This is a genomic window from Streptomyces sp. 2114.4, from assembly GCF_900187385.1.
In the GTDB taxonomy this organism is placed as follows: domain Bacteria; phylum Actinomycetota; class Actinomycetes; order Streptomycetales; family Streptomycetaceae; genus Streptomyces; species Streptomyces mooreae.
The window spans coordinates 7,798,844-7,823,444 of sequence record NZ_FYEY01000001.1 but is presented as its reverse complement, the minus strand read 5'-3'; the positions used below and the strand labels follow the sequence as shown (position 1 = coordinate 7,823,444).

The following is a 24,601-nucleotide window of genomic DNA, read 5'->3' as shown; positions in this document are numbered from 1 at the left end:
TCGGGTCCCTGGGGTATCGGCTCCTCCAGTCGGCTTGCTCCGCACCGGAGTTGGCGTGGTCCCGAGCAGCCGTATGTCGGCCCGCCGCCGCCAGGGCCCCCACGCCACAACTACTCCCCCTCACCACCTTTTAGTCTGATAATTACTTTCTTTCACACTTCGTCTGCATTGCGTAAAGCCTTTGGTGTCAGCCGCATAGGGAGGGCGTCAGGGGTGCATGGTCAGTGATGCCCGGCCATCGGCAGGGCATCTCGCACCATGGCTTCGCACCATGGCAATGCAGAAAGGCACGATCGATGACTGACGGATTCAAGCGCGCCCTGGCTCTCGGCGCCGCCACCGTTGCTCTCGCCGGAGGCACCCTCCTCTCCTCGGTGGGTCTCGCCTCGGCCACGCCGTCACACCACGGAGACCACACGACCACCCGACACGTCGACAGGGGGCGGTGCCACATGGTCCACGGACACTGGACCCGCACCTGGCACCCGGCCTGGCGTGACCGGCACGGCGTCCGCCACCCCGGCTACTGGACCCGCACCTGGCACCGGGAGCACCTGGTCTGCCACCGCCACTGATCCCTCCCGGCAGTAGTTGCCCGCAGCCGTTGAAGGGCCCCCGAGCAGACGCGTACTCGGGGGCCCACCCGCGTCCGGCTTCAGCGCACGCCGTGGGGCCGGAACTGGATGCTGATCCGCGGCCCCGCCGCACGGCTGGTCTTGGGGATCGCATGCTCCCAGGTCCGCTGGCAGGAGCCGCCCATCACGATCAGGTCGCCGTGTCCCAGCGGCCGCCGTACGGCGCCGCCGCCACGCCGCGGACGGAGCAGCAGATCGCGCGGCGCACCCACGGACAGGATGGCGACCATCGTGTCCGCGCGCCGGCCGCGGCCGATCCGGTCGCCGTGCCAGGCCACGCTGTCGCGGCCGTCGCGGTAGTAGCAGAGCCCGGCCGTGGTGAACGGTTCGCCGAGCTCGGCGGCGTAGTGGGCGGACAGCGCATCCCTCGCTTCGGCCAGCACGGGGTGCGGCAGGGCGTCGCCGGCCTCGTAGAAGGCGAGCAGCCGCGGCACGTCCACCACCCGCTCGTACATCCGCCGGCGCTCGGCCTGCCAGGGCACCTCGGCGGCGAGCTGCGTGAACAGGGCGTCGGCCCCGCTCAGCCACCCGGGCAGCAGATCGAGCCAGGCCCCGTCGCCGAGCTCGGTCCTGCGCACGCCGCGCAGCGGGCCGAGACGGACCTCGTCGGCCTGGTCGAAGAGCGAGCCTTGAAGGTGCGTTGCCATGCTTCCAGAGTACCCATTATTCGAATGCATGTTCTGTAGCGCGGTCTCACGCGTGGGCACTCCCTGCGCCAGGGATTGCGCTCCGGCAACGCTCCGCACACCCCGGCACCACCCGCCGCACCCGCCACCCCCGCCGCACCCCGGCACGCTCCGTCCGCGAGGCACGCCACCCGCCACGACCCGGCCTTGCCTCCCCGGGGCCACCGGGAGCAGGCTGAAGACATGGGCAACGGAGAAGGCCCTACGCTCATCACTTCGGTCCAGCGCGCCTTCCGCTTGATGGAGGCCGTGGGTGCCCACGAGGGCGGCGCACCGGCGAAACAGCTGGCACGCGAGACAGAGCTGCCGCTGGCCACCACGTATCACCTCCTGCGCACGCTGGCGCACGACGGGTACATCCGGAAGCTGGAGGACGGCGGCTTCGTCCTGGGCGACAAGCTGGACACCCTGCACGCCGGAGGACGGGGGCAGGCGCTGCTCAACCGGGTCCGGCCCGCCCTCACAGCGCTACGGGACGAGCTCTCGGCCGCCGCCTACCTGACCTTCTTCGAGGAAGGCGAGATCCGGGTGGCCGAGATCGTCGACGGCCCCCGGGCACCCCGGGTCGACCTCTGGGTGGGTTTCGAGGACGCCGGGCACGCCACGGCACTGGGCAAGTGCGTACTGCGCGAGCTGGACGACGAGGCCCGCGACGACTATCTGTCCCGGCACCCCCTGGCCGACCTCACACCCCGCACCATCACCGGACGGGCCGAACTGCTGCGCAAGCTCGACACCCTGCCCATGGCACCGCTCGTGACGGACATGGAGGAGTACGCGCTCGGGACGATCTGCGTCGCGGTGCCGGTCTACAGCGGCGAAACCCTCGGATCCCTCGGCGTATCGCTGCGGGCGGACCACATCTCGCGCATCGAGGAGATCCGCAGCCGGCTGCTTCCGACAGCGAGCCGCGTGACCAGGGGACTGTCACTCACTATGTGAAATCCCGGCCCTTGCCACTCCCTCACAGATGCCGCTTTCCTTGATGAAACGGACATTTTCAGACGCCAGTGCCCCCAGCGCAGGCCCTGAGCAGGGAAGCGAGCCGCGGAACCGTACATGCGCCAAGCCCGGACCCATCACCACGACCGCCTGCCGCGGTGGCAAGCCCCCCAGCCGCTCTCCACGCTGCGGACAGCGGTCCGCCGGACCGCCCCGCCCCGGGGTGACACACCGGCCCGAGCGGCAGACACCCGCCACCACTACACCTCCTGCCTGCCGGTTCTGATCATCGCGGCCGTGACGGTCCTCGCCTTTTCCGGCGGAACCGGTATGAGCTGGCTGCCGCTGCTCGCCGTGGGCCCCGCGCTGGCCGCCGCCACCAGCGGGCCGTGGGGAGTGCTCCGCGTCGGTGTCCTGGCCGTGGCACTGGGTGCGGCGCTCGGCCTGCACGACGGTGCGCCGGGCAGCGACCAGGCGATCGTGCTGTCCACGCTGTCCGCCGTGACGCTGGCCAGCAGTCTGGCCGGTGCCCTGCGCAGGCGTCGAGAGCAGGTGCTGGCCGCCGTTCGCTCGGTCGCCGAGGCCGCTCAGCACGCCTTCCTCAAACCCGTGCCGGCGACGGTCGGGCCCTTCCAGACGGCGGTCCACTACAGCGCCGCCGCTGCCGAGGCCCGGATCGGCGGGGACCTCTACGCCCTGGTGCCGACGCCGCACGGGGTCCGGCTGATCGTGGGCGACGTGCGCGGCAAGGGGCTGCCGGCGGTGGGCATCGCCGCGCTGGTCCTGGGCGTGTTCCGGGAAGCCGCCTACGACGAGCCGGATCTGATCGGTGTCGTCCACAGGATCGAACGCAGCCTGGCGCGCAACCTCGGTCCGGACGACTTCGTCACCGCGGTGCTGGCCGGATACCCCGAGGCCGGCCGTATGGAGCTGGTCAACTGCGGGCATGCCGCTCCGCTCCTGGTCCACGACTCGGGTGTGCTGCCCGTCGAGCCCATCCGTCCGGCTCCGCCGCTCGGTTTGCGTGCCCTGGCCGACGAGGCCCCCGGCCTCCAGGAAATCGCCGTGCACGAAGGGAATCAGCTGCTCTTCTACACCGATGGCGTGACCGAGGCCCGGGATCACAAGCGTCGGTTCTACCCGCTCGTGGAGCGGCTGTCGCAGCACATTTCACCGGAGCCTTCGCGCACTCTCGCCGCGCTTCACGAGGACCTGCTCGCGCATGTGGGCGGCGAGCTGCACGACGACGCCGCCATGCTCCTCCTCCGGAAGACGGCCGACGCCCCCTCGGCGGTCCCGGACGCGCCGGACCCGTCGGCCGGACGGCAGCCCTGCCCTCCGGTGGCCGCCGAATAGGAGCACCCCCGGGGTGTGCGATGTGGCGGCGCCCCGGGAGGCGGGAACCGGTATGAGCTGAGTACGGTCGATCGTGTGGGTGTGCCTGATCGACACGCCCTAACGGCACCGTCTTCACCTGCCGACCCGAACGGCCCACAGCACCGTACGCACGTACTGAGGAGCGCTTCGCATGTCGAAACCACCGCTTCCCGATGAGGCAACCACCCTGTTGAGCAAGCCGAATCCGGCCGTCATCACGACGCTGCGGCCGGATGGGCAGCCGGTGTCCACGCCCACCTGGTACCTCTGGGACGACGGCCGGATCCTGGTCAACATGGATGAGGGCCGCAAGCGGCTGGAGCACGTCCGCAACGACCCCCGCGTCACGCTGACCGTGCTGGACGAGGGCAACTGGTACACGCACCTCAGCATCATCGGCCGTGTCGCCGCACTCCGTGACGACGAAGGGCTCGCCGATATCGACCGGCTGGCACAGCAGTACCTCGGCAAGCCGTACCCGCAGCGGGACCGCCGCCGGGTCAGCGCCTGGATCGAGATCGACCGCTGGCACGGCTGGGGCAGCATGAAGGACAGCAGCCAGCCGGGCTGACGCCGCCGCCGGGCCGCGGACCGCAGGCGTGTATGCCCCAGCCGTCGTCCCGGCAGCGACAGGTGCCTTCACCGCCCGGCCAGGAGCCCCTTGCGCAGGGTGGTGCACACGCGGGTCAGCAGGCGCGAGACATGCATCTGGGAGAGGCCGAGCTCCGCACCGATCTCGGACTGGGTCATTTCCTCCCCGAAGCGCAGCTGGAGCAGGGTGCGTTCGCGGTCGTCGAGCTCGGCCAGATGCGGCTTGAGGGCCTGGATGTCTTCCGCCAGGGCGAGGGCGGGATCTTCGGCGCCCATGAGGTCGGCGACGAGACCGGTGGTCTGCTGCTTGCCGCCGCCTGCTTGGACGGGGCGGTCTATGGAGTCGCTGTCGTAGCCGTTGCTGGCCACGAGCCCTTCCGCCACCTCGTCCTCCGCCAGATCGAGGCGGGCGGCAAGTTCGGCGACGGACGGCTCGTGGCTGCCCTCGCTCTCCAGCTCTTCCCTGGCACGGGCGAGGTCGATACGGAGTTCCTGCAGGCGCCGCGGCACGCGCACCGACCAGGTGGTGTCACGGAAGAACCGCTTGATCTCGCCCTGGATGTAGGGGACGGCCAGCGTGGTGAACTCCACGTCACGGGAAGGGTCATAGCGGTCGATCGCCTTGATCAGACCGATCGTGCCCACCTGCAGGACGTCCTCCATGGACTCCTGGCGGCTGGAGAAGCGCCGGGCGACATAGCGCACCAGGGAGAGATTCATCTCGATGAGGGTGTTGCGCGCGTACTGGTACTCGGGGGTTCCCTCCTCCAGTTCCTGCAGCCGCAGCAGGAACTGCTTGGACAACTCCCGTGCGTCGGACGGCGCGACGCGCAGCGGAGCCTGGATCCGCGGCAGCACCGACGGGGCCGGCGCGGCACACTCCTGCGGGGTGGTCTCCAACTCCGTTCCCACGTTCATGGTGCTGTTGCTGCTCATGCTGCTGGCTCCCGCCTGTTGCTGAGCCCCCGTCACCTGCTCCCCTACCCGCCGCGGCCACAGGCATGTCAGGGCGTCCTGTCTTGTCCGGCCCGGCCGTAGGAGGCAGCCTCCGGCGGCTCGTGGTCCATTGTGGCCCGCTGGAACGCGGCCTGGGTCTCGGCGAATCGCGGGAGATCGGAACGGAATCCCGTTGCGTGAGCGACGCCGTCATGCCATCCTCTTCTTAACGCAACAATCGTAGCAATAAGCGTCACTGGGGGAAGAGCCGCCGATGTCCCGCCGCGCCATTTCGTTCGAGGAGATCCCGGTCTCCGACGCCAGCTCAGGTCCCTATGCCCTCACCCTGGGCCCCGATGATGCGCTGTGGTGCACCCTGGTCCACGCCGGGGAGATCGCCCGGCTGGCACCGGGCGGGCAGCTCGATCGCCATCCACTCGACTCCGCCGGCTGCGGCCCCTCCCTCATCACCTCGGGGCCCGATGGGGCGCTGTGGTTCACGCGTAGCCAGGACCATCGGATCGGACGGATCACCGTGGACGGGAAGGCGACCTCGTTCCCCCTCCCGAGTTCCGGCAGCGGCCCCTTCGGGATCGTGGCCGCCGGCGACGGCGCCCTGTGGTTCACCCAGCTGCACACCGACCGCATCGGGCGTATCGACACGGACGGCCGGGTGACGGAGTTCCCACTGCACCTGCGCGGCGCCTTCCCCTCAGCCATCACGACCGGCCCCGATGAAGCCCTGTGGTTCACCCTCAACCAGGCAGACGCGATCGGTCGCCTCGGTTTCGAGGGCGACCTCACCCTCCACTCGCTGCCGACCGCGAACGCCGCACCGGTCGGCATCACCTGCGGAGCGGACGGCGCGCTCTGGTTCGTCGAGATAGGCGCCGGCCGGATCGGCCGTATCACCACGCAGGGCCGGATCGACGAGTTCCCGCTGCCGGACCCGGCGTCCCGGCCCCATGCCATCGTCGCCGGCCCGGCCGGTGACTGCTGGTTCACCGAATGGGGCGCGGGCCGCATCGGATCCATCACTCCCGACGGCCATATCGAGGAGTACGACCTCCCGAGCCCCGCTTCGGAACCGCACGGCCTGGCCTTCGGAGCTGATGGCGCCCTCTACGTGGCGCTGGAAATCGGAGCGATTGCCCGCATGGTGCGGTAGGCACACCGCGGTGTCGTGCTCGGCATGCTCCCTCTCGGTGTCACTATCGAGAGACAAGCATCGCCGCCGGGAGCAGGGGCGACCGACGGTGCCACGACATGGACAGCCCACGGGGCGAAGGCTCTGCGAGCCGCAACCCGAGGAGAGGTGCCTGAATGAGCAGTGCAGCTGCCCGGGCCCGGATGCTGGGTGACCTGATCACCGCCAGTCACGTGATCACGCTGGAGCAGGTGCCGGACCTGGTCGTCAAGCACGCGGCCCGGGTCGGCTGGCCGGGGGTGCTGATCTACCTGGCCGATCTGCAGCAGGAAGTGCTGTGCCTGCTTGCCGGTGAGGGGCCCGGTGCCGGCGGCGGCCCGGAGGCACCGCCGGACGTGGTGCGCATGGAAGGCACCCTCGCCGGGCGGGCGTTTCAGACCGGGGCCATTGTCGCGAGCCCCACCCCCGGGGCCGAGCAGTGGTGGGTTCCGTTGCTCGACGGCACCGAGCGACTGGGCGTGCTGCGCGCCTCCGGCCCCCCGGGCACGGAGATGGACTCCCAGGCGGCCCTGGATCTGCGCAACCTCGCCGGGCTGATCGCGCTGATGATCGTCAGCAAACGGGGGGCGAGCGACACCTATGCCCGGCTGGTGCGGCGCCGGAGGATGAATGTGGCCGCGGAGATGGAGTGGCGCATCATGCCGCCGAGGACCTTCGCCACCGACCGGGTGCTGGTCAGTGCGGTGATGGAGCCCGCCTATGAGGTCAGCGGCGATGTCTTCGACTACGCCATCGCCGGGGAGACCGTGCACCTGGCACTCTTCGACGCCATGGGCCACGACACGGCCGCCGGGCTGACAGCGAGCCTCGCGGTCGCCGCCAGCCGCAACCGGCGCCGGCAGAGCCCAGGAATCCTGCAGATCGCCGAAGCCGTGGAAGACGCGCTGGTGGAACAGTTCGGGTGCAGCCGCTACGCCACGGGCATTCTGGCCGAGCTGAACACCGGGACCGGGCTGCTGACCTGGACCAGCGTCGGACACCCTCCACCGGTCATCATCCGCAAGGGCCGCACCGCCCTGAGCCTGACCTGCCCGCCCGCCCCTCCCATGGGCACCGATCTGGGCCTGCCGCCCACCGTGGTCCGAGAACAGCTGGAGCCCGGCGACCGCCTGCTGCTCTACACCGACGGCATCACCGAAGCCCGTAACCACGAAGGCCGGGAATTCGGCCTGGCGGGCTTCACGGACTTCCTCATCCAGCACCACGCCGACGGGCTGCCCGTCCCGGAGACCCTGCGGCGCCTGATCAGGCGTCATCTGGCCTACCACGGCGGCCGGCTCAACGACGATGCCACGGTCCTGCTGCTGGAGTGGAACGGCCCCACCCCCTACCGCCCAGCCCGGGTCGAAGCCCTCGCCGGGCTCCCGGAGCACACCACCGAAGACCCGCCCCTGGCCACCCCCTGGAGCACACCCACCAGAGACGTCCTGTGAAACGCCGGGGCCGCCACGCGCCAGGGGTCTCCTGGCTTGCGGCGACCGGAGTGTGTCGCCGACGGCGGGGCAGAAGTATTCCGCTCTCGTCGGTCCTGGAGACCGGCCGGGTGCGCCCCCGACGGCGGGGCAGAAGCCCTCTGGAGGTCACACATGCCATCGACTCTTGCGGTACCGCACATCGGACGACGCACCGCCCGTCGCGCCGCGCGCGGCTCGGCGGTCCGGGCCGCGGCACGCGGTGGGTTCGCGGCCCGCGGCGTGATCTACCTCCTCGTAGGGGTACTGGCGCTGCGGATCGCGATCGGCGACCCCGGTGAGCAGGCCGACCGGGGCGGAGCGCTGGCGGAGATCGCCGCCCGGCCGTTCGGCGGCGTGCTGATATGGGCGCTCGGTCTGGGACTGGCCGGGATGGCGCTGTGGCGCCTGTCCGAGGCGGCCTTCGGTGCGGCAGGGCCCGACGGGCACAAGGCCGGAACGCGACTGTTGTCGCTCTTCCGTTGCGTCTTCTACGCCGTGGTGTCCTTCTCCGTGCTGTCCTTCGCGGCGGGGACGAAGGGCAGCGGAAGCGGGTCGAGCGACCAGCAGTCCCGGGACGCCACGGCCACGGCGCTGGAGCTGCCCGGCGGCCCCTGGCTGGTGGCCGCCGCGGGGGTGGGCATTGCCGTGGCCGGAGTCTGGATCACGGTGCGGGCCATTCTGCGCAGGTTCCACAAGCACCTCAACAGGAGCGGCATGTCACGGTCCACCCGGCGCGGTGTCGATGTGCTCGGCGTCTCGGGTGGCATCGCCCGCGGTGGCGTGTTCACGCTCGCCGGCGTCTACGTCGTCAAGGCCGCGGTCGCCTACGACCCCGGCCGCGCCAAAGGCATGGACGATACGCTCCGTTCCTTCGCCCACACCCCGGCCGGTCCCTGGCTGCTGGCCGCGATCGCCGCGGGTCTGGCGCTGTTCGGTGCCTTCTCGTGCGCGATGGCCCGCTGGCGGGACGTCTGATCCTGCGAGGCCTGCCCCCACGTCCCCGGAATCCTCTCCGCAAGTCCCGCACAGCTACCCCACGACACACCTCCACTCCACGGACCGCCCGCACCCCACGACACACTCCGCCCCACGACACATCCCACTGCACGTCAGGAGCTCTCTTCGGATGACCGAGACCCATCAGAATGCCCCGGCCGCACGGGCCGTCTACCGTGCCGAGGCTTTTGTGCGCAACGGCCGCTGGCACCTCGAAGTCGCCAGCCTCGACAGCGAACCCGACACCGGCGACACCGAAGCCCTGCTCGTCACGCTGTGGCCCGTCGAAGAGGCCCCGAACGGCAGCGACTTCCCCGCCGCCTCCCTCGTCGCGCAACTGCGCGACAGTGGCTTCGAACTCGCCGGCCCCGGTAGGGGTACCGGCTGGACGCCCACCGGCGACCGGGACCGTTACACCGCCTCCTGCTACGCGACGGACGAGACGACCTGACGTGGCGCCGGCATAGGTGGCACCGGAGGGGCGAGCCGGATTCCGCCCCGCCCCTCCGGGCCGTCGGTCAGCCGGTCTGCAGGGTGGCGTCGTCGATGACGAAGCTGGTCTGCAGGCTGGAGTCCTCGGTGGCGGTGAAGGTCAGGGTGATCCGCTGTCCGAGGTAGGGGGTCAGGTCCAGGGTCCGCTGGGTGTAGCCGCTCGATGCCGCGGTGTTGGAGAGGGTCGTCAAGGTGGTGCTGCCCACCTTGACCTTGAAGGTGTCGTAGGCGACCCGGTCGGTCTCCTCGGTGTCGATGTGCAGCCAGTAGGTCAAGGTCGCCTTGCCGCATCCGGCGGGCACGGTCACCGACTGGTTGAGAGTGTCGGTGGCGGCGGAGCCGTAGCCGCCGAGCCAGGCGAACCTGCTGCCGCTGTGGGCGGACTGGCCCGCCTGGGCGCCGATCGCCCCGGTGTCGCCCGTCCAGGGAGTGGTGCCGTTCTCGAATCCGCCGTTGACGAGCAGCTGTTGGGCGGTGCAGCCTCCGGTGCCCTTGATCGTCAGGGTGTACGGCGTGCTGTGGGTGACGGACCCGGTGCCGGTGACGGTGAGGGTGTAGGTGCCGGGCGGCGCGCTCGATGTCGTGGCGAGGGTCATGGTGGAGCTGCCGCCGGAGGTCACCGAGGCGGGGCTGAAGGAGACGGTCACACCGGCCGGAGCGCCCGAGGCCGACAGGGCCACCGTCTGCGGGGACCCGCTGGTGGTGGCCGTGGAGAGGGTGCTGGTGACCGAGCCGCCGGGGTCCACGCTGCCGGTGGCGGGGCCGGCGGTCAGGGAGAAGTCGTTCGCCGGGGTGGTGTCGGCGACGGCGAGCTTCCACAGGGTGGCGGCGATGCCGTCGACGCTGTGGTTCAGTCCGGTGGTGTTGATGTTGCTGGTGGTGTCGCAGGACTGGTGGTAGCAGGAGTCGTAGGCGCGGCTGGCGGTGCCGCCCCACTTGGCCGCCTGCGCGGAGGTCTTCCGGGCACTGGCGCCCATCGCATATCCGGAGGTGGGGATGCCCGCCTGCTCGAAGGAGTAGTCGTCGGAGCGGCCCGCCCCCTCGGTGTTCTCCTCGGGCTGGAGGCCCAGGGAGTCCCAGTACGCCTTCATCGGCTGGGCGGCCGCCGAGGTCAGGTGGTTGATGAAGTAGCCGCCGTTGAGCGAGGCGATCATGTCGAAGTTGTAGTACGCCTTGATCTTCGACCGCTCGGTGGAGGGGAGGGAGTTGACGTAGAAGTCGGAGCCGTTGAGGCCCTGTTCCTCGTCGGTCCACCAGGCGAACCGGGCACGGGCCGCCATGGCGGGGTGCTGCTGGGCGAGGGTGAGTGCCGTCTCCAGCAGCGCGGCGGAGCCGGAGCCGTTGTCGTTGATGCCGGGCCCCGCCCCGACGCTGTCGAGATGGGAGCCGAACATGTACACCTTGGTGGCGTCGCCCTGCGGCCATTCGGCGATCAGGTTGGGCCCGGCCCCGGTGGCGCAGCCGGAGGTGCAGGGCTGCTCGGTGACGGTGTAACCGGCCGCCTGGAGCTTGGCCTTGGCGTAGGCGACCGAGTCGCGGTAGCCCTGGCCGCTGGATTTGCGGGTGCCGCCGTTGCGGGTGGCGATGGCATTCAGCTCGGTCAGGTGCGCCTGGACCTTGGCCACATCGATGTCGGGGGCGTCGGCGGCCCGGGTGCGGGCGGTGGCCGGGCCGTGGTGCGCGGCCCGGTCGACGGCCGGTATCGCCGTGCCGGGCGGATGGAGCGGCGGGCCGGCCTGCGAGGCGGCCGCGGCGGTGGGGGCGAGGGTCAGCACGGCGGCTTGGAGGGTGGCGGCGAGGGCGACGCCGGCCACCGCGAGTCTTCGTAACACCATGGCTCCTTGAGGGGTAGGGAGTGCTACCGACGGAGGTTCTGGTGGAGCGCCGGGCCGTGGCGGCGTCTCGTTGGGCCGGCCTCGGCCACGTGGGGCGGCGTCAGCACGGGGCGAGAACGGCATGTCCATGACCCAGGCCGCCGTACCATCACACCGCGGCACCCACCGCGTCAACGGATGTCCCGGCGCAGCGCCGTGTTTGTCGAAAAACGGCAGGTGGCGCCCGATAACCGGGCACTTGGCCGGGTCCGCGGACGGTTTCGGAGGCCCCGGGCACGTCCCGGGCAAGCCCCGGGCACGACGAACCCCCGCCTTGCGCGAGGCAGGACGGGGACGGTCGACGGCGTGCGGCACGGGCGCGGGGCCCGTCCGGTACCTACAGGAAGCTGACGTTCTGGGCCAGGGCGAGCCGGCTGGAGTAGTTGATGGTGTTGGTGGCGGAGCGCATGTAGGCGCGCCAGGCGTCGGAACCGGACTCCCGGCCGCCGCCGGTCTCCTTCTCCCCGCCGAAGGCCCCGCCGATCTCGGCGCCGGAGGTGCCGATGTTGACATTGGCGATGCCGCAGTCGGAGCCCTCCGCGGACAGGAAGAGCTCGGCCTCCTGCTGATCGCGGGTGAAGATGCTGGACGAGAGGCCCTGCGGGACGTCGTTGTGCAGGGCGATGGCCTCCTCCAGGGTGTCGTAGGTCTGCACATACAGGATGGGGGCGAAGGTCTCCTCGCGGACGACGTCGGTCTGTGCGTCGACGCGGACGAGGACCGGCTCGGCGTAACCGGCCCGGGGCGCGGCGTCGGCGAGGCGCCGGTTGCCGCCCGCGAGGATCTTGCCGCCCTCGGCCTGGGCCCGGGTGAGGGCGTCCTGCATGGCGTCCAGGGCCGTGGTGGAGATCAGCGGTCCGACGAGGGTGCTCTCGTCGAACGGGTCGCCGATGGGGAGCTTCCGGTAGGCGGCGGTCAGCCGGGCGATGAGGGTGTCGGCGATGTCCCGGTGGACGATGAGACGGCGCAGGGTGGTGCAGCGTTGGCCCGCGGTGCCGGCCGCGGCGAAGACGATGCCCTGCACGGCGAGGTCGAGGTCGGCGGAGGGCGCGACCACGGCCGCGTTGTTGCCGCCGAGTTCGAGCAGGCTGCGCCCGAAGCGGGCGGCGACGCGCGGGCCGACCTCGCGGCCCATGCGGGTCGAGCCGGTGGCGCTGATCAGCGCGATACGGGGGTCGTCGACAAGCTTTTCGCCGGTGGTGCGGTCGCCCAGCAGCAGGCGGTGCACGTCGCGTGGGGCGCCGACGTCCTCGGCGGCCTGTGCCAGCAGCCGGTCGCAGGCCAGGGAGATCAGCGGGGTGAGCTCCGAGGGCTTCCAGATCACGGTGTCACCGCAGGCCAGCGCGACGGCGGTGTTCCACGACCACACCGCGGCGGGGAAGTTGAACGCGGAGATGACGCCGACCACGCCCAGCGGGTGCCAGGTCTCGGCGAGGCGGTGGCCGGGGCGCTCGGAGGCGATGGTGCGGCCGTAGAGCTGGCGGGACAGGCCGACGGCGAAGTCGCAGATGTCGATCATTTCCTGGACCTCACCGAGCGCCTCGGAGCGGATCTTGCCCGCCTCGATGGTGATCAGGTCGGCCAGCTCGCCCTTGTGGTCGCGCAGCAACTCACCCAGGCGGCGGACGAGTTCACCGCGACGGGGCGCGGGGGTGGTGCGCCAGGTGAGGAACGCCTCGCGGGTGGCGGCGATGGCCTCCTCGGTGTCGGCGGCGGTGGCCGCGCGCAGGCCGAAGAGGTCGTCACCCGTGATGGGGCTGCGGGCCGAGAAGTCGTCGCCGTCCGGGACGGTGACGCCGAGGGCGGCGAGGCTGTCGCGGGCACGGGTGCGCAGGTCCTCGGTGGTGGGGAGGGTGGTGCTGGTCATGATGCTCCTCTGGGGGTTGAGTGGTGTCGAAGGGTGCTGCGCCCGAAACGGGCGGCGGGCCGGGGGTCAGACGGGCGTGCCGTCGAGTCCGAGTTCCCGGGCGGCCTGCGCGAGGGAGCGGTTCTGCTGCTCCTCGTAGAGGTCGAACGGATCCAGGACGTCGCGGCCGAGGACGCCGGAGAGCCAGGCGCTGTCGTAGGCGGAACCCTGCTGGTCGCTGTTCCTGGAGCCCTCGTCGCTGAGGTTGGACTGGAAGATGCCGGCCGCGGAGCGCGGCAGGAAGTCCTCGTAGACCAGCGGTTCGGCCCGGAGCCAGCCCTGTTCCAGCAGGTCACCGAGCCCGGCGGGCGGGCGGCTGCCGTCACGTGGGCGCTCCGGCGCCACGTGGTAGGTGAAGTGCGCCAGGCCCGCCGCGGCCAGCCCCTGCTCGGTGTCGGGCAGTTCCTCCGCCCACAGGCGGCGGGCGAGTGCGGCCCGGTCGGCAGGGGGCAGACCGGCGGCCCGGTCGTCGACGCGGGCGAGCAGCCGGTCGTAGCGGGCCCGGCCCTCGCGGCTGAGGGCGATACCGCGGGCTTCGACCTCACCGAAGCGCACCCGCAGGGATCCGCTGATCACGCTGCCGTCCGGGGTGCGCATCGCGCGGGGCTCGGCGAGCGCCCGGAAGGAGGTCTGGCGCAGCAGGACGTCGGGACCCTTCCAGCGGGGTGGGCCCTGGATGGTGTCGATCATCTCGATGCCGCGCTCGGTCATCCGCCGGTAGAGCTCGTCGATGTCCAGGACGCGGGGGGTGAGGTGGTTGATGTGGGTGCTGCCCACGCCCCCGATGTCCGCGGCGACGGCGGAGATCCGTTCCAGGGTGGCGTACCACGCCTGGTCGACGGGCTCGGGGGAGAGTTCGAAGGCCTGCACGGCGAGGTGGAGGAACCGTTCGGCGTCCGCTTCGGGCAACTCCCCGGCGCTTTCCGCGCGGTCGGCGAGGGCGAGCAGTTCCGGGGGGAAGAGCCGGCGGGCGGCGAGGAAGTTCTCCAGGCGGGCGCGCAGGTCGGGGTCGAAGAACCGGGGGTCGGCGGGGGTGAGCAGGGAGGTGAAGACGCGGAAGGGATTACGGGCCAGTTCCCCGGCGTCGACGGGGCGGAAAGCGGTCGACACGACGGGGATCGCGCTGGCGGCGGCCTCCCGCAGATCGTAGAAACCGACCGGGTACATCCCCAGGGCGCCGAAAATACGGGCGACCTGGCGCATTTCCTCCGGAGAGCCGACGCGGATGGCGCCGTGCCGCTCCGCGGTCACCCGGCCGATGGATCCCAGGCGCTCGGCATCGGCGCCCTGTGCCCGCAGCACGTCCTCGTTGACCTCGCGGGAGACGTCCACGAGCGTGGTGTAGGCGGGCACCTCCCGCCCGTACATGTCCGAGAGCCGCTGGGCGAACGCGGCGCGCAGTTGCCACTGGCTGATCATCGGCAGGTCGTCCTTCCGTCGGGGGGATTCACACCACGTGGATTTCGGGGCGGATCTCGGCACCGGCCGTGAAGCGGTCGGCGCTGAAGGGGGTGACGTCGACGAACGGTGTGCGCTCCAGGTAGAGGTCGCGCACGATCTCGCCGACGGCGGGGGCCTGCAGGAAGCCGTGGCCGGAGAACCCGGTGGCGTACAGGAAGTTGTGCGGCGCGCCGGCCCGTCCGATCAGTGCGTTGTGGTCCGGGGTGACCTCGTACAGTCCGGCCCAGCCGCCGGTGGTCTCCATCCCGGCGAGGGCGGGCGCCCTGCGCCGTGCGGCGGCACGGAAGAGTGCGAGCCAGTCCGGGGTCCAGGTGGTGTCGAAGCCCTCGTCCTGTCCGGGGTCGGCGAGGCCGAACAGCAGGCCGTCGTCGCTGTTGTGGAAGTAGGCGGTCGAGGCGAAGTCGATGGTGAAGGGGATACGCGGGGCGGGCGGCGCGAGCGGCGCGGTGAAGGCGAGCTGGCGGCGCACCGGGCGCACCGGGAGGTGGACGCCCGCCATCTCGCCGAGCCGCGCGGACCAGGCGCCCGCGGTGCAGATGACCGTGGAGCAGGCGATCCGGCCGTGATCGGTGTGGACGGCCGTGACCCGGTCACCGGCGGTATCGAGGCCGGTGACGGTGGTGTGCGTGGCGAACGTGACGCCCGCGCCCGCGGCAGCGCGCGCATAGCCCTGGACGGCGAGTTGGGGACGGGCGTGGCCGTCGGTCGGGGAGTAGGCGGCGGCCACCAGCCCGTCGGTGCTGACGTAGGGACACAGCCGCTGTGCTTCGTGGGGGCCGATCATGCGGCTGGGTACGCCGAGGCCGTTCTGGAGGCGGACGGCGGTCTCGAAGTCCGCGGCCTGCTGGTCGCTGGTGAGCAGGAAGAGATAGCCGACGCTGTCCAGCCGGATGTCCGCGCCGGGACGCTGTTCGAAGTCCTGCCAGGCGCGCAGACTCCTGCTGCCCAGGGCGATGTTGAGCGGGTCGGAGAACTGCGCCCGCACTCCGCCGATCGGTTTGCCCGAGCTGCCGCCGGCCAGCTCGCCGCGCTCGATGACGACGACGTCGGACACCCCGGCCTCGGCCAGGTGGAACGCGATGCTGGTGCCCATCACACCGCCGCCGACGATCACGACGTCGGCGGTCGGCGGCACGGTGCGGGAGGTGGATGACATGGACAAGAGGCCGATCCCTTCCGGAGGCCGGCGCCTGCGCCGGGGGCATCCGTCCGGCGCAGGCGGGGCTGTCAGTGCATGGCGAGAAGAGCTGATCAGCTAGCTGCCCGTCATCGTGCAGCACTCCAACCTTTGACGTCTACGAACAGTTAGTACGTCCGATCTATTAGGATCTCTATATGGACTGGACGAGTGCCCAGCTGCGGTCCCTGGTGGAGCTGACCAGGCGTGGAACGATCACCGCGGCGGCCCAGGCCCTTGGATACACGCCCGGCGGCGTCTCCCAGCAGATCGCCGCGCTGGAGAAGGCCGCGGGCACGGAGCTGCTGCGGCGGGTCGGGCGGCGGGTGGAGCTGACCGATGCCGGCCGCACGCTGGCGTGTCACGCCGAGCGGATCCTGTCGACGGAGGCGGAAGCCGTCGAGGCTCTGGAGCGCACCCGGCACGAGATCTCCGGGGTGCTGCACGTCGGGCTGTTCGCCACGGCAGCCGCGGAGATCCTGCCGCCGGCGCTGCAGGAGGTGCGCCAGGTCCATCCCCGGCTCGCGGTGCACAGCCGCGATATGGAGGTGGACGAGGTGCACGACGCGGTCGCGTCCGGAGCGGTGGACCTGGCGCTCGGCCTCGATTACCCGGATGTGCCCCTTCCGCGGGAGCCCGCCCTGCAGGTGCGGCAGCTCTACCGCGAGCGGTTCTCGCTGGCGGTACCTGCCGGGTCGATGGCGGGCCGGGAAGTGATCGGCCTGGCCGATACGCAGGACCTGGGGTGGATCCTGCCGTCCGCCGACAGCTACTACGGCCGTGCGGTGCGCACGGCCTGCCGGCGCGCGGGCGTCGAACCCCGGGTCCAGCACGAGGTCACCGACACCGCGGCCACGCTGGCACTGGTCGAGGCGGGGATCGGGGTGAGCACGGTGACGGATCTGATGCTCGGTCTGCGCGCCTCCCGCCTCGATGTCGTACGGCTGCGGGAGAAGGTCGAGCGGCACATCGTGGTGCTGTTCCGCTCCTCCGTCGAGCACCGGCCCACGGTGGCGGCGCTGGTCGACGTCCTGCGGTCGGTGTCCGGTGCCCGGCACGGCACACCGGCCCGCCGCGCCCCGTAGGACAGCGCCCCGGCCGCCGGCACACCGCGACGCCGCACCGTCAACAGGCTTGCTCCACGGTCGAGTTGGCGCGCGCCGCAACAAGGTGCCCGGTGCACGAGAATCCGGAGCGCTCGCCCTGCGGAGCGCCTCCCCCAGTTCCGCTTGCGCTCAGCCACGCAAGTTGTCGCGCTGGGGTCCCTTTTGCCGGGGCGGATCCTGGGTGAAGGTTTCAGGCCAGTGGTGACCCCCGCCACGACGGTGGCCCGTCGTGCCGCCGTTGCCTGACAGGGAGCGAGCGATGTCCCCCCATCACACCCCGAAATCTCCCCTTCACGCGTTGCTGGGCAGAGGCCCCCAGGGAATCTTCCGGCGAACTCTTCCCCATGAACAGCCCAGCGGTGAGCGCATGGTGCGCACGCTCGGCCTCACCCAGCTGACAATGATCGGCATCGGCGCCATTATCGGGGCCGGGATCTTCAGCCTGGCCGCGGCCGTCGCCCGGGACGTCGCCGGTCCCGCCGTCCTGGTCTCGTTCCTGGTGGCCGGGGCCGCCTCGCTCTGTGCGGCCTTCGCCTATGCCGAGTTCGCCGGGATGGTGCCGAAGGCAGGCTCGTCCTACACCTACTGCGCCGCGGTCCTGGGGGAGATCGTCGGCTGGATCGTGGGCTGGGACCTGCTCCTGGAGTACACCGCCATCGTCGCCGTCGTGGCGATCGGGATGTCGGGCTACCTGGGATTTCTGCTGCAAGCGGTCGGCATCCATCTGCCGGTCTGGGCCCTGGGCGCCCCCGGCACCGGCGCCGGCCACCGGGTGGACCTGCTCGCGATGGCGATCTGCCTCGGCGTGGCCTGGCTGCTGACCCGCGGCACCCGCACCTCGGCCCGGGTGGAGACGGTGCTGACCCTCATCAAGATCGGCATCGTGCTGCTGGTGATCGTGGTGGGCTTCACCAAGGTCAAGACCGGCAACCTGCATCCCTTCGCGCCGTTCGGCTTCGGCGGGGCCTTCACCGGGGCCGCCACGGTCTTCTTCGCCGTGTTCGGCTATGACGCGCTGAGTACGGCCGCGGAGGAGTCGGTGGAGGCACGGCGCAAGCTGCCGAAGGCGATGATGCTGTCGCTGGCGGTCTCCATGGTGCTGTACGTGCTGGTCTGCATCGTGCTCACCGGGATGCAGCGCTACAGCGAGCTCAACCCGAACAGCGGGATTTCCAGCGCGTTCCAGAGCGTGGGGCTGAGCGGGCTGGCCAATGTGATCGCCGTCGGCGCGGTCATCGGCATCGTCACCGTGACCTTCTCCTTCATGATGGGTGCCTCCCGCCTGTGGTACGCGCTCAGCCGTGACGGGCTGATGCCCGCCTGGTTCGGCGCCATCCACCCCCGGCGCAAGGTGCCGCACCATGCCACCTGGCTGATCGGTGGGGTGTCCGCGGCGCTGGCGGGGCTGCTGCCCATCAACGCGGTCGCGGAACTCACCAATATCGGGGTGCTGCTGGCGTTCGTGGTGGTCTCCGCTTCCGTGCTGGTCCTGCGCTACCGCAAGCCGCACCTCAAGCGCGGTTTCCGCTGTCCGGGCATGCCGGTGGTGCCCGTCCTGGGGATGGCCTTCTCCGTCTGGCTGATGTCGTTCCTGCAGTGGGAGACCTGGGTGCGGCTCGGCGGCTGGCTGGTCGTCGGCCTGGTCATCTACGCCACGTACGGCTACCGCCGCACCCGCAGGGTCATGCCGGGAGGCTCGGTGGATCTCGACGCCCTGGACCGGATGTCCGACTCCGACGCGTCCGAGCCCGCACCCCTCCGCTGACGGCCGGCCGTGCCCGCGGGTGCTCCACCGCTCCCCGCCCCCGGAGCGGCGGAGCCGGCCCGCGGCCGGCCGGTCACTCCTCGCACGCGGGGTGCACATACGGCTCGCCGTCGGGCACCGCACGGCGCAGACAGCTGATCACCGCGGGGAGCAACGGGTTGCTGTTCTCGCTGCGGTGCAGCGCCATCACCGTGCGGTGTGCGGAGCGCTGGGTGACCCGGGTCGCTTCGATCCCGTCACCGGGAACGTGGCCGAGCGCCGGGACGACAGCCACCCCGAGCCCCGCGGACACCAGCTCCCGCACCACGGCGTAGTTGTTGCTGCGGAAGGCGACGGCGGCCTCGAACCCCGCGGCCGCACAGAGGCGGACGAAGGACCGGGCCCCGGCGGTGTCCTCCCGGCTGGTGATCCAGCGGGCCCCGGCCAGCTGGGACAGCTGGGCGGCCAGGCCGCTGTCACGGGCCCTGAGCAGCACCAGGTCCTCGCGCAGCAGTTGATGGCAGGTCAGGCCGTCGGGCCACTGGCGGGGGCTGAGCCCGTACTCGTAGACGAGCGCCACATCGAGATCGCCATGGCTGAGCGCGGTGACGAGTTCTTCGGGCTCGCCCTCCTCCAGCTGGATCCGGGCCCGCGGATGGCTTTCGACGAGCGCGGACAGGGCGGCGGGCACCAGCCGTACATCGGCCGTGGGAAAGCTGCCCAGCCGCAGCCGGCCGGTGGCGCCGGTGGCGAGCTCCTGGACGTGGTGGTCCAGGTCCTCCATGGCCGCCAGCACATGGGTACTGAGATCGACCAGGCGGTGGGCCGCGGCGGTGGGGCGGATCCCGTGCGCCTCCCGCTCGAAGAGCACCAGGCCGGTCTCCTTCTCCAGCGCGGAGATCTGCTGCGAGATGGCGGAGGCGGTGTAACCGAGGTCGCGGGCCGCGAGGGCGAACGAGGCGCTGCGGACGACGGCCTTGAGGGTGAGCAGATGCAGTGGCTTCAGCAACGCGGGCTCCCAACGACGCGGGAGGCGAGCATAGGCATCGACCGCCCCCGAACGCGAGCCTCAGCATTCCTTGCCCTCAAGCATGAATTCTTTCGCCCTGCTGGGCCTTGTCCCCGGCCCCGGGCGCCCCACATCGTGGACGGGGCCAGGCGGAACACGACCGGTGAGCACGAAGGAGCGAGCAGGGTGACCTCGACAGACCGGGGCGTCGACAGCCTCGACGCGGCAGCGGTGGCCGAAGCCCTCGACCACGGGGACTGCGGCAGGGTCGCCGGCGATGCCGGTCACCGGGCCCAGTACGCGTCCGATGCCTCGAACTACCGCCAGATCCCGCTCGCCGTGGTCTTCCCCCGCGAGCGGCAGCACGTCCTCAACGCCCTGCGGGTGTGCCGTCGCCTGGGGGTGCCGGTCACCGCACGCGGCGCGGGTACCAGCACCTCCGGGCAGGCCGTCGGACCCGGTGTGGTGCTCGACTTCTCCCGCTACTTCAACCGGCTGACGGCGCTGGATCCGCACGCCCGGACCGCGACCGTGCAGCCCGGCATCGTCCTGGACGACCTGCAGAGCGCTGCCGCCGAGCACGGTCTGGTGTTCGGCGCCGATCCCTCCACCCACAGCCGCTGCACCCTGGGAGGCATGATCGGCAACAATGCGTGCGGCTCGCACTCGCTCGCCTGGGGACGCACTGCCGACAACATCGTCGAACTCGAAGTGGTCACCTACCGCGGCACGGTGGTCCGGCTCGGCGAGATGACCCGGGAGGAGATCGACGCGGCCGTGGCCGCGGGAGACGACCGCGGAGAGCTGATCGCCGCCCTGCACCGGCTCGCCCAGGCCAATCTGGCCACGCTCCGCACCGAACTGGGGCAGTTCCCCCGGCAGGTGTCGGGCTATGCGCTGGAACAGCTGCTGCCCGAGCGGCGCTTCCACCTCGCCAGGGCCCTGGTCGGCAGCGAGGGCACCCTCGCCGTCGTGCTCTCGGCGACCGTCCGCCTCATCTCACCTCCCCCCGCACGGGCCCTGGTCGTCCTCGGTTTCTCGGACGCCGGCGCCGCGGCCGACGCGGTCCCCGCACTGCTCCGGCACCAGCCGCTGGCCCTGGAAGGACTCGACCGCGGACTGACCGACATCGTCACCCGGCCCGCGACCAGGACCACCATCGACACCCTCCCCACCGCCCGGGCCTGGCTGTTCGCGGAACTCGGCGGCACCGCGGACACCCTGTCCCGGCAGGCCGAAGCGCTGGCCGGGACCGCGCACGGGGCCGCCCGCTGCACCGGCAGCGAGATCGTCACCGATCCCGCACGCGCCCGCAGCCTGTGGCGCATCCGCGAGGACGGTGCGGGTCTGGCCACCCGCCTGCCCCCGGGGACCGGGACCGAAGGCGGGGCCGAGGCCTGGCCCGGATGGGAGGACGCCGCCGTCCCGCCCGAGCAACTGGGCTCCTACCTCCGCAAGTTCACCGACCTGCTGCAGCGCCACGAGCTGCAGGGCGCCGTCTACGGCCACTTCGGCGAGGGCTGTCTGCACGTCCGTATCAACTTCGACTTCACCACCGAGCAGGGCACCGCCGTCTTCCGCACCTTCCTCGCCGACGCCGCCCACCTGGTCGCCGTACACGGTGGTTCGCTGTCCGGGGAACACGGCGACGGCCAGGCCCGCTCGGCGCTCCTGCCCCTGATGTACGGGCCCGACGTCATCGCCCTGTTCGAGGAGTTCAAGAACATCTGGGACCCGGACAACGGCCTCAACCCCGGCATGATCGTGCGGCCGCTGCCCGTCGACGGCAACCTGCGCGTCAGCCCGCACCGCGCTCCCCTGCCCCTGGCCACGGTCTTCCCCTTCCACTCCGACGACGGCGACTTCACCAAGGCCACCCGCCGCTGCGTCGGCGTCGGCAAGTGCCGCTCCACCGTCCACCGCGGCGACGTGATGTGTCCCAGCTACCGGGTCACGCGGGACGAGAAGGACTCCACCCGCGGCCGCGCCAGGCTCCTGTACGAGATGACCCAGGGTGAAGTGATCACCGACGGCTGGCGTTCCACCGAGGTCCGCGACGCCCTGGATCTGTGCCTGTCGTGCAAGGGGTGCAGCGCCGACTGCCCTGTCGGCGTCGACATGGCCACCTACAAGTCGGAATTCCTCCACCACCACTACAAGGGCCGCCTGCGACCCGCCTCGCACTACACCATGGGCTGGCTGCCCCTGCTCTCCCGGGCCGCCGCCCGGATCCCCGGCCTGGTCAACGCGCTCACCTCTTCCCGACTGGCCCCGGCCCTCAAACGGCTGGGCGGCATCGCCCCGCAGCGGGACCTCCCCCGCTTCGCCGCACAGACCTTCCTGACGTGGTTGCGCCACCGCACCCCCGGAGGCGACGGCCGGCGCGGCCCCGTCCTGCTGTGGGTCGACTCCTTCAACAACCACTTCAGCCCCGAAGTCCTCCGAGCCGGCGTGGCCGTGCTCGAAGACGCGGGCTACCGGGTGCAGGTCCCCGAGGGCACCCAGTGCTGCGGGCTCACCTGGCTCACCACCGGGCAGCTCGGCGTCGCCCGCCGAATCGCCCGGCGGACCGTCACCGCGCTGGCTCCCGCGGTCCGCGCCGGCATACCCGTCGTCGGGCTGGAGCCGAGCTGCACCGCGGCCCTCAAGAGCGACCTTCCCGAACTCCTCGACGGCGACGAAGAAGCCCGCGCCCTCTCCCGGGCCACCCGCACCCTCGCCGAACTCCTCGTGCACCACACGCCCGGCTGGCAGCCCCCGCGGATCGAGGCCCGCTCACTCAGCCAGACCCACTGCCACCAGCACGCCACCTCCGGCTTCGGCGCCGACAGCACGCTGCTGGCCCGTATGGGCATCGACAACACCACCCTCGATTCCGGCTGTTGCGGCCTCGCCGGCAACTTCGGTTTCGAGCGCGGCCACTACGACGTCTCGGTCGCCGCGGGCGAACAGGTGCTGCTCCCCGCGGTGCGCTCGGCCGCTGCCGACACCCGGATCCTGGCCGACGGCTTCAGCTGCCGCACCCAGATCGCCCAGCAGACCCCCCGCAGCGGCATCCATCTCGCCGAACTGATCGCCCAGGCACTGCCCCCGTCCGACACCTCGTCCTGACGCAGGTTCCCCCCGCCTCCCTCGCCCTTCTCCTCCTTCCTCCCTTCCTCTCCCCCTTCCGTCCGTCCTACCGACAAGGAACACACCGTGACTGACGCACTCTCCCTCGTCGACGAGTGGGGCCCCGAGAAGATCGTCGTCGTCTCGCACCGGCGCACCGGTATGAAGGGCGTCCTGGTGATCGACAACACCGCTCGCGGCATCGGCAAGGGCGGCACCCGGATGAGCCCCGGTGTGACCGTCGACGAGGTGTCCCGGCTGGCCCGCGTCATGACATGGAAGTGGGCCGCTGTCGACCTCTTCTACGGCGGCGCCAAGGCCGGCATCGTCGCCGATCCGGCCTCCCCCGACAAGGAGGCGGTGCTGCGTGCCTTCGCCCGCGCGCTGTCCAACGAGGTGCCCCGCGAGTATGTGATGGGACTCGACATGGGCCTGACCGAGGACGACGCCGCCATCATCCAGGACGAACTGGGCGACCGCGGCGCCGCCGTCGGCACCCCCGCGCACCTCGGTGGCGTGGCCTACGACAAGCTCGGCGTCACCGGTTACGGCGTTGCCGAGGCGGCCGACGCCGCGGCAGCGCACCAGGGGCTGGAGATGGCCGGTTCCCGGGTGGCCCTGCAGGGCTTCGGTGCGGTCGGCAGCGCAGCCGCCCGCCGCTTCGCCGCCCTCGGTGCCACCGTCGTGGCGGTGTCCACCGCCCACGGAGCGCTGCACGACCCCAGCGGTCTCGACGTGGACGCGCTGCTGGCGGCCCGCGACGAGCACGGCGACCACTTCGTCACCCGCCACTCCGCCGGCACCGTGCTCGCTCCGGGCCGTGAACTCACCGTGGACTGCGACATCCTGGTGCCCGCCGCCCTGCAGGACGTCATCGACCGCACCACCGCGCGCGACATCAAGGCGAAGCTCGTGGTGGAGGGCGCCAATCTGCCCACGTCTGCCGAGGCCCGGAGCATCCTCGCGGAGCGCGGCATCACCGTGCTCCCCGACTTCGTGGCGAACGCCGGCGGTGTCGTCGCGGCCGCTTTCGCGATGGACGCCCGCTACTCCGGGTTCCGGCCCGACACCTCCACCATCGTCGAGACTGTCTCCTCGCGGCTGCGCGCCAACACCACGACCGTCCTCGACGAGGCCCGGCTGCAGCACATCACCCCGCACACGGCCGGCCGCCGCCTGGCCGAGGACCGGGTCCGCACCGCCATGCACAGCAAGGGGCGCATCCCCCGCGCCTGATCCGGCCGGCGAAGCCCGCGCCGCCCGTCTACCGGCACGACTCCGTGCGCTTGACCACGGTGAGCGTGACCCGCCGGCCCCGCAGGTCCGTGCCCGCCGCCGGATCCTGGGCACAGACCTTCCAGCCCGCCGGCCACAGCACATGACGGCCGGCGCCGCGCCCGTCCTTCAGCCGAACGGAGGTGTCGTAACGAAGCGCCGCGTAGGCGGCGACCAGCCCCTGCCCCGCCACCTGCGGCATCGTCCGGGGCCCGTCGGCATGCGCCGGAACGGCCGGAACCAGGCAACAGAGGGCAAGGACCGAGGCAGTAACGATTCTCTTCACCACCGGTGAACGATCCCCACGCACAACGGTCACCGCGCACAGCGGTCACCCTGGGCAACGGTCACCGCCGAAGCTCACTCTCCCGGACCGAGAATCATCAGATGCCGCGGATGCGGGAAAGGAACGAACCGTGCCTTGGCAGAGACCTCCGGGTCGATGGCAATCTCCAGGACGGGTGGGCGGGGGTGGGCCCTGTGGTGTGGCCGTGGCGGGTGGTTTTCTGGGAGGCGCCGCGCTGAGTGTCGGGGTCGCTGAGCGGTGACCCCGAAGGCGGGGCCGCACAGCTCCGCCGCTTCCGGGGCCCGGACGGCGACGAGCGCGGCCGGATCACCGCTC

General features: G+C 71.4%; 20 protein-coding genes. 12 read left to right on the top strand and 8 right to left on the bottom strand.

Annotated elements, in window-relative coordinates:
* Positions 1–296: 296 nt before the first annotated feature.
* Entirely contained in the window at positions 297–575 is a 279-nt protein-coding gene (locus CFW40_RS34525; RefSeq protein WP_088801668.1) for a hypothetical protein, read from the top strand.
* An 80-nt stretch (positions 576–655) separates the two neighbouring features.
* Here CFW40_RS34525 and CFW40_RS34520 read toward each other — a convergent pair whose 3' ends face one another.
* Positions 656–1,282 (bottom strand): alpha-ketoglutarate-dependent dioxygenase AlkB, encoded by a 627-nt coding sequence (locus CFW40_RS34520; RefSeq protein WP_088801666.1) that lies wholly within the window; start codon positions 1,280–1,282, stop codon positions 656–658.
* A 222-nt stretch (positions 1,283–1,504) separates the two neighbouring features.
* On the opposite strand from CFW40_RS34520, the gene CFW40_RS34515 reads away from it, so the two are divergent.
* The 3 genes from CFW40_RS34515 to CFW40_RS34505 all read left to right on the top strand — a co-directional run bounded on the left by CFW40_RS34515 (position 1,505) and on the right by CFW40_RS34505 (position 4,211).
* The gene (locus CFW40_RS34515; protein WP_088801665.1) at positions 1,505–2,263 is read left to right on the top strand and encodes an IclR family transcriptional regulator; all 759 of its coding nucleotides are present in this window, start codon (positions 1,505–1,507) and stop codon (positions 2,261–2,263) included.
* Positions 2,264–2,380: 117 nt separating this feature from the next.
* The gene (locus CFW40_RS34510) at positions 2,381–3,619 is read left to right on the top strand and encodes a PP2C family protein-serine/threonine phosphatase (protein WP_088801662.1); all 1,239 of its coding nucleotides are present in this window, start codon (positions 2,381–2,383) and stop codon (positions 3,617–3,619) included.
* A gap of 172 nt (positions 3,620–3,791) precedes the next feature.
* Positions 3,792–4,211, top strand: coding sequence for a PPOX class F420-dependent oxidoreductase (locus tag CFW40_RS34505; protein ID WP_088801660.1), 420 nt, complete (start codon positions 3,792–3,794; stop codon positions 4,209–4,211).
* A 68-nt stretch (positions 4,212–4,279) separates the two neighbouring features.
* Here CFW40_RS34505 and CFW40_RS34500 read toward each other — a convergent pair whose 3' ends face one another.
* Positions 4,280–5,167 (bottom strand): SigB/SigF/SigG family RNA polymerase sigma factor, encoded by an 888-nt coding sequence (locus CFW40_RS34500; protein ID WP_088801658.1) that lies wholly within the window; start codon positions 5,165–5,167, stop codon positions 4,280–4,282.
* A 274-nt stretch (positions 5,168–5,441) separates the two neighbouring features.
* On the opposite strand from CFW40_RS34500, the gene CFW40_RS34495 reads away from it, so the two are divergent.
* The 4 genes from CFW40_RS34495 to CFW40_RS34480 all read left to right on the top strand — a co-directional run bounded on the left by CFW40_RS34495 (position 5,442) and on the right by CFW40_RS34480 (position 9,275).
* On the top strand, positions 5,442–6,335 hold the full coding sequence (locus CFW40_RS34495; RefSeq protein ID WP_088801657.1) for a virginiamycin B lyase: 894 nt from the start codon (positions 5,442–5,444) through the stop codon (positions 6,333–6,335).
* 182 nt (positions 6,336–6,517) lie between these two features.
* The gene (locus tag CFW40_RS34490) at positions 6,518–7,807 is read left to right on the top strand and encodes a PP2C family protein-serine/threonine phosphatase (RefSeq protein ID WP_088801655.1); all 1,290 of its coding nucleotides are present in this window, start codon (positions 6,518–6,520) and stop codon (positions 7,805–7,807) included.
* Positions 7,808–7,960: 153 nt separating this feature from the next.
* Complete coding sequence (locus CFW40_RS34485; RefSeq protein WP_088801653.1) at positions 7,961–8,803, top strand: DUF1206 domain-containing protein; 843 nt, start codon at positions 7,961–7,963, stop codon at positions 8,801–8,803.
* Between the two features lie 151 nt (positions 8,804–8,954).
* Positions 8,955–9,275 carry a hypothetical protein gene (locus CFW40_RS34480; protein ID WP_088801651.1) on the top strand — a complete coding sequence of 107 codons (321 nt, stop codon included), beginning with the start codon at positions 8,955–8,957 and terminating at the stop codon, positions 9,273–9,275.
* 67 nt (positions 9,276–9,342) lie between these two features.
* Here CFW40_RS34480 and CFW40_RS34475 read toward each other — a convergent pair whose 3' ends face one another.
* The 4 genes from CFW40_RS34475 to CFW40_RS34460 form a co-directional block, all read right to left on the bottom strand.
* Positions 9,343–11,148 carry a M28 family peptidase gene (locus CFW40_RS34475; RefSeq protein ID WP_371127314.1) on the bottom strand — a complete coding sequence of 602 codons (1,806 nt, stop codon included), beginning with the start codon at positions 11,146–11,148 and terminating at the stop codon, positions 9,343–9,345.
* A gap of 379 nt (positions 11,149–11,527) precedes the next feature.
* Complete coding sequence (locus CFW40_RS34470; protein WP_088801648.1) at positions 11,528–13,057, bottom strand: aldehyde dehydrogenase family protein; 1,530 nt, start codon at positions 13,055–13,057, stop codon at positions 11,528–11,530.
* 66 nt (positions 13,058–13,123) lie between these two features.
* Positions 13,124–14,515: a VOC family protein gene (locus CFW40_RS34465; RefSeq protein ID WP_088801646.1), complete on the bottom strand. Its 1,392-nt coding sequence runs from the start codon at positions 14,513–14,515 to the stop codon at positions 13,124–13,126.
* A 28-nt stretch (positions 14,516–14,543) separates the two neighbouring features.
* A complete protein-coding gene (locus CFW40_RS34460) occupies positions 14,544–15,713 on the bottom strand; it encodes an FAD-binding oxidoreductase (protein ID WP_088801644.1) in 1,170 nt (389 codons plus the stop codon).
* Positions 15,714–15,892: 179 nt separating this feature from the next.
* On the opposite strand from CFW40_RS34460, the gene CFW40_RS34455 reads away from it, so the two are divergent.
* A complete protein-coding gene (locus tag CFW40_RS34455) occupies positions 15,893–16,819 on the top strand; it encodes a LysR family transcriptional regulator (protein WP_088801642.1) in 927 nt (308 codons plus the stop codon).
* A 388-nt stretch (positions 16,820–17,207) separates the two neighbouring features.
* Positions 17,208–18,605 (top strand): amino acid permease, encoded by a 1,398-nt coding sequence (locus tag CFW40_RS34450; protein ID WP_176956287.1) that lies wholly within the window; start codon positions 17,208–17,210, stop codon positions 18,603–18,605.
* Positions 18,606–18,678: 73 nt separating this feature from the next.
* On the opposite strand, the gene CFW40_RS34445 is transcribed toward CFW40_RS34450, so the two are convergent.
* Complete coding sequence (locus CFW40_RS34445; protein ID WP_088801639.1) at positions 18,679–19,593, bottom strand: LysR family transcriptional regulator; 915 nt, start codon at positions 19,591–19,593, stop codon at positions 18,679–18,681.
* A 186-nt stretch (positions 19,594–19,779) separates the two neighbouring features.
* Between CFW40_RS34445 and CFW40_RS34440 the strand changes: the two genes are divergently transcribed.
* Positions 19,780–22,704, top strand: a complete 2,925-nt coding sequence (locus CFW40_RS34440) for an FAD-binding and (Fe-S)-binding domain-containing protein (RefSeq protein WP_088801637.1) — start codon at positions 19,780–19,782, stop codon at positions 22,702–22,704.
* 87 nt (positions 22,705–22,791) lie between these two features.
* Positions 22,792–23,940, top strand: coding sequence for a Glu/Leu/Phe/Val dehydrogenase (locus CFW40_RS34435; RefSeq protein WP_088801635.1), 1,149 nt, complete (start codon positions 22,792–22,794; stop codon positions 23,938–23,940).
* A 28-nt stretch (positions 23,941–23,968) separates the two neighbouring features.
* Here CFW40_RS34435 and CFW40_RS34430 read toward each other — a convergent pair whose 3' ends face one another.
* Positions 23,969–24,172 carry a hypothetical protein gene (locus tag CFW40_RS34430; protein ID WP_256331116.1) on the bottom strand — a complete coding sequence of 68 codons (204 nt, stop codon included), beginning with the start codon at positions 24,170–24,172 and terminating at the stop codon, positions 23,969–23,971.
* Positions 24,173–24,601 lie beyond the last annotated feature (429 nt).

Coding starts and splice junctions, on each gene's coding strand:
- CFW40_RS34505 (WP_088801660.1), top strand. CDS start 3,792: ATGTCGAAACCACCGCTTCCCGATGAGGCAACCACCCTGTTGAGCAAG.
- CFW40_RS34525 (WP_088801668.1), top strand. CDS start 297: ATGACTGACGGATTCAAGCGCGCCCTGGCTCTCGGCGCCGCCACCGTT.
- CFW40_RS34520 (WP_088801666.1), bottom strand. CDS start 1,282: ATGGCAACGCACCTTCAAGGCTCGCTCTTCGACCAGGCCGACGAGGTC.
- CFW40_RS34495 (WP_088801657.1), top strand. CDS start 5,442: ATGTCCCGCCGCGCCATTTCGTTCGAGGAGATCCCGGTCTCCGACGCC.
- CFW40_RS34485 (WP_088801653.1), top strand. CDS start 7,961: ATGCCATCGACTCTTGCGGTACCGCACATCGGACGACGCACCGCCCGT.
- CFW40_RS34465 (WP_088801646.1), bottom strand. CDS start 14,515: ATGATCAGCCAGTGGCAACTGCGCGCCGCGTTCGCCCAGCGGCTCTCG.
- CFW40_RS34490 (WP_088801655.1), top strand. CDS start 6,518: ATGCTGGGTGACCTGATCACCGCCAGTCACGTGATCACGCTGGAGCAG.
- CFW40_RS34510 (WP_088801662.1), top strand. CDS start 2,381: ATGCGCCAAGCCCGGACCCATCACCACGACCGCCTGCCGCGGTGGCAA.
- CFW40_RS34460 (WP_088801644.1), bottom strand. CDS start 15,713: ATGTCATCCACCTCCCGCACCGTGCCGCCGACCGCCGACGTCGTGATC.
- CFW40_RS34455 (WP_088801642.1), top strand. CDS start 15,893: ATGGACTGGACGAGTGCCCAGCTGCGGTCCCTGGTGGAGCTGACCAGG.
- CFW40_RS34500 (WP_088801658.1), bottom strand. CDS start 5,167: ATGAGCAGCAACAGCACCATGAACGTGGGAACGGAGTTGGAGACCACC.
- CFW40_RS34450 (WP_176956287.1), top strand. CDS start 17,208: ATGGTGCGCACGCTCGGCCTCACCCAGCTGACAATGATCGGCATCGGC.
- CFW40_RS34480 (WP_088801651.1), top strand. CDS start 8,955: ATGACCGAGACCCATCAGAATGCCCCGGCCGCACGGGCCGTCTACCGT.
- CFW40_RS34470 (WP_088801648.1), bottom strand. CDS start 13,057: ATGACCAGCACCACCCTCCCCACCACCGAGGACCTGCGCACCCGTGCC.
- CFW40_RS34515 (WP_088801665.1), top strand. CDS start 1,505: ATGGGCAACGGAGAAGGCCCTACGCTCATCACTTCGGTCCAGCGCGCC.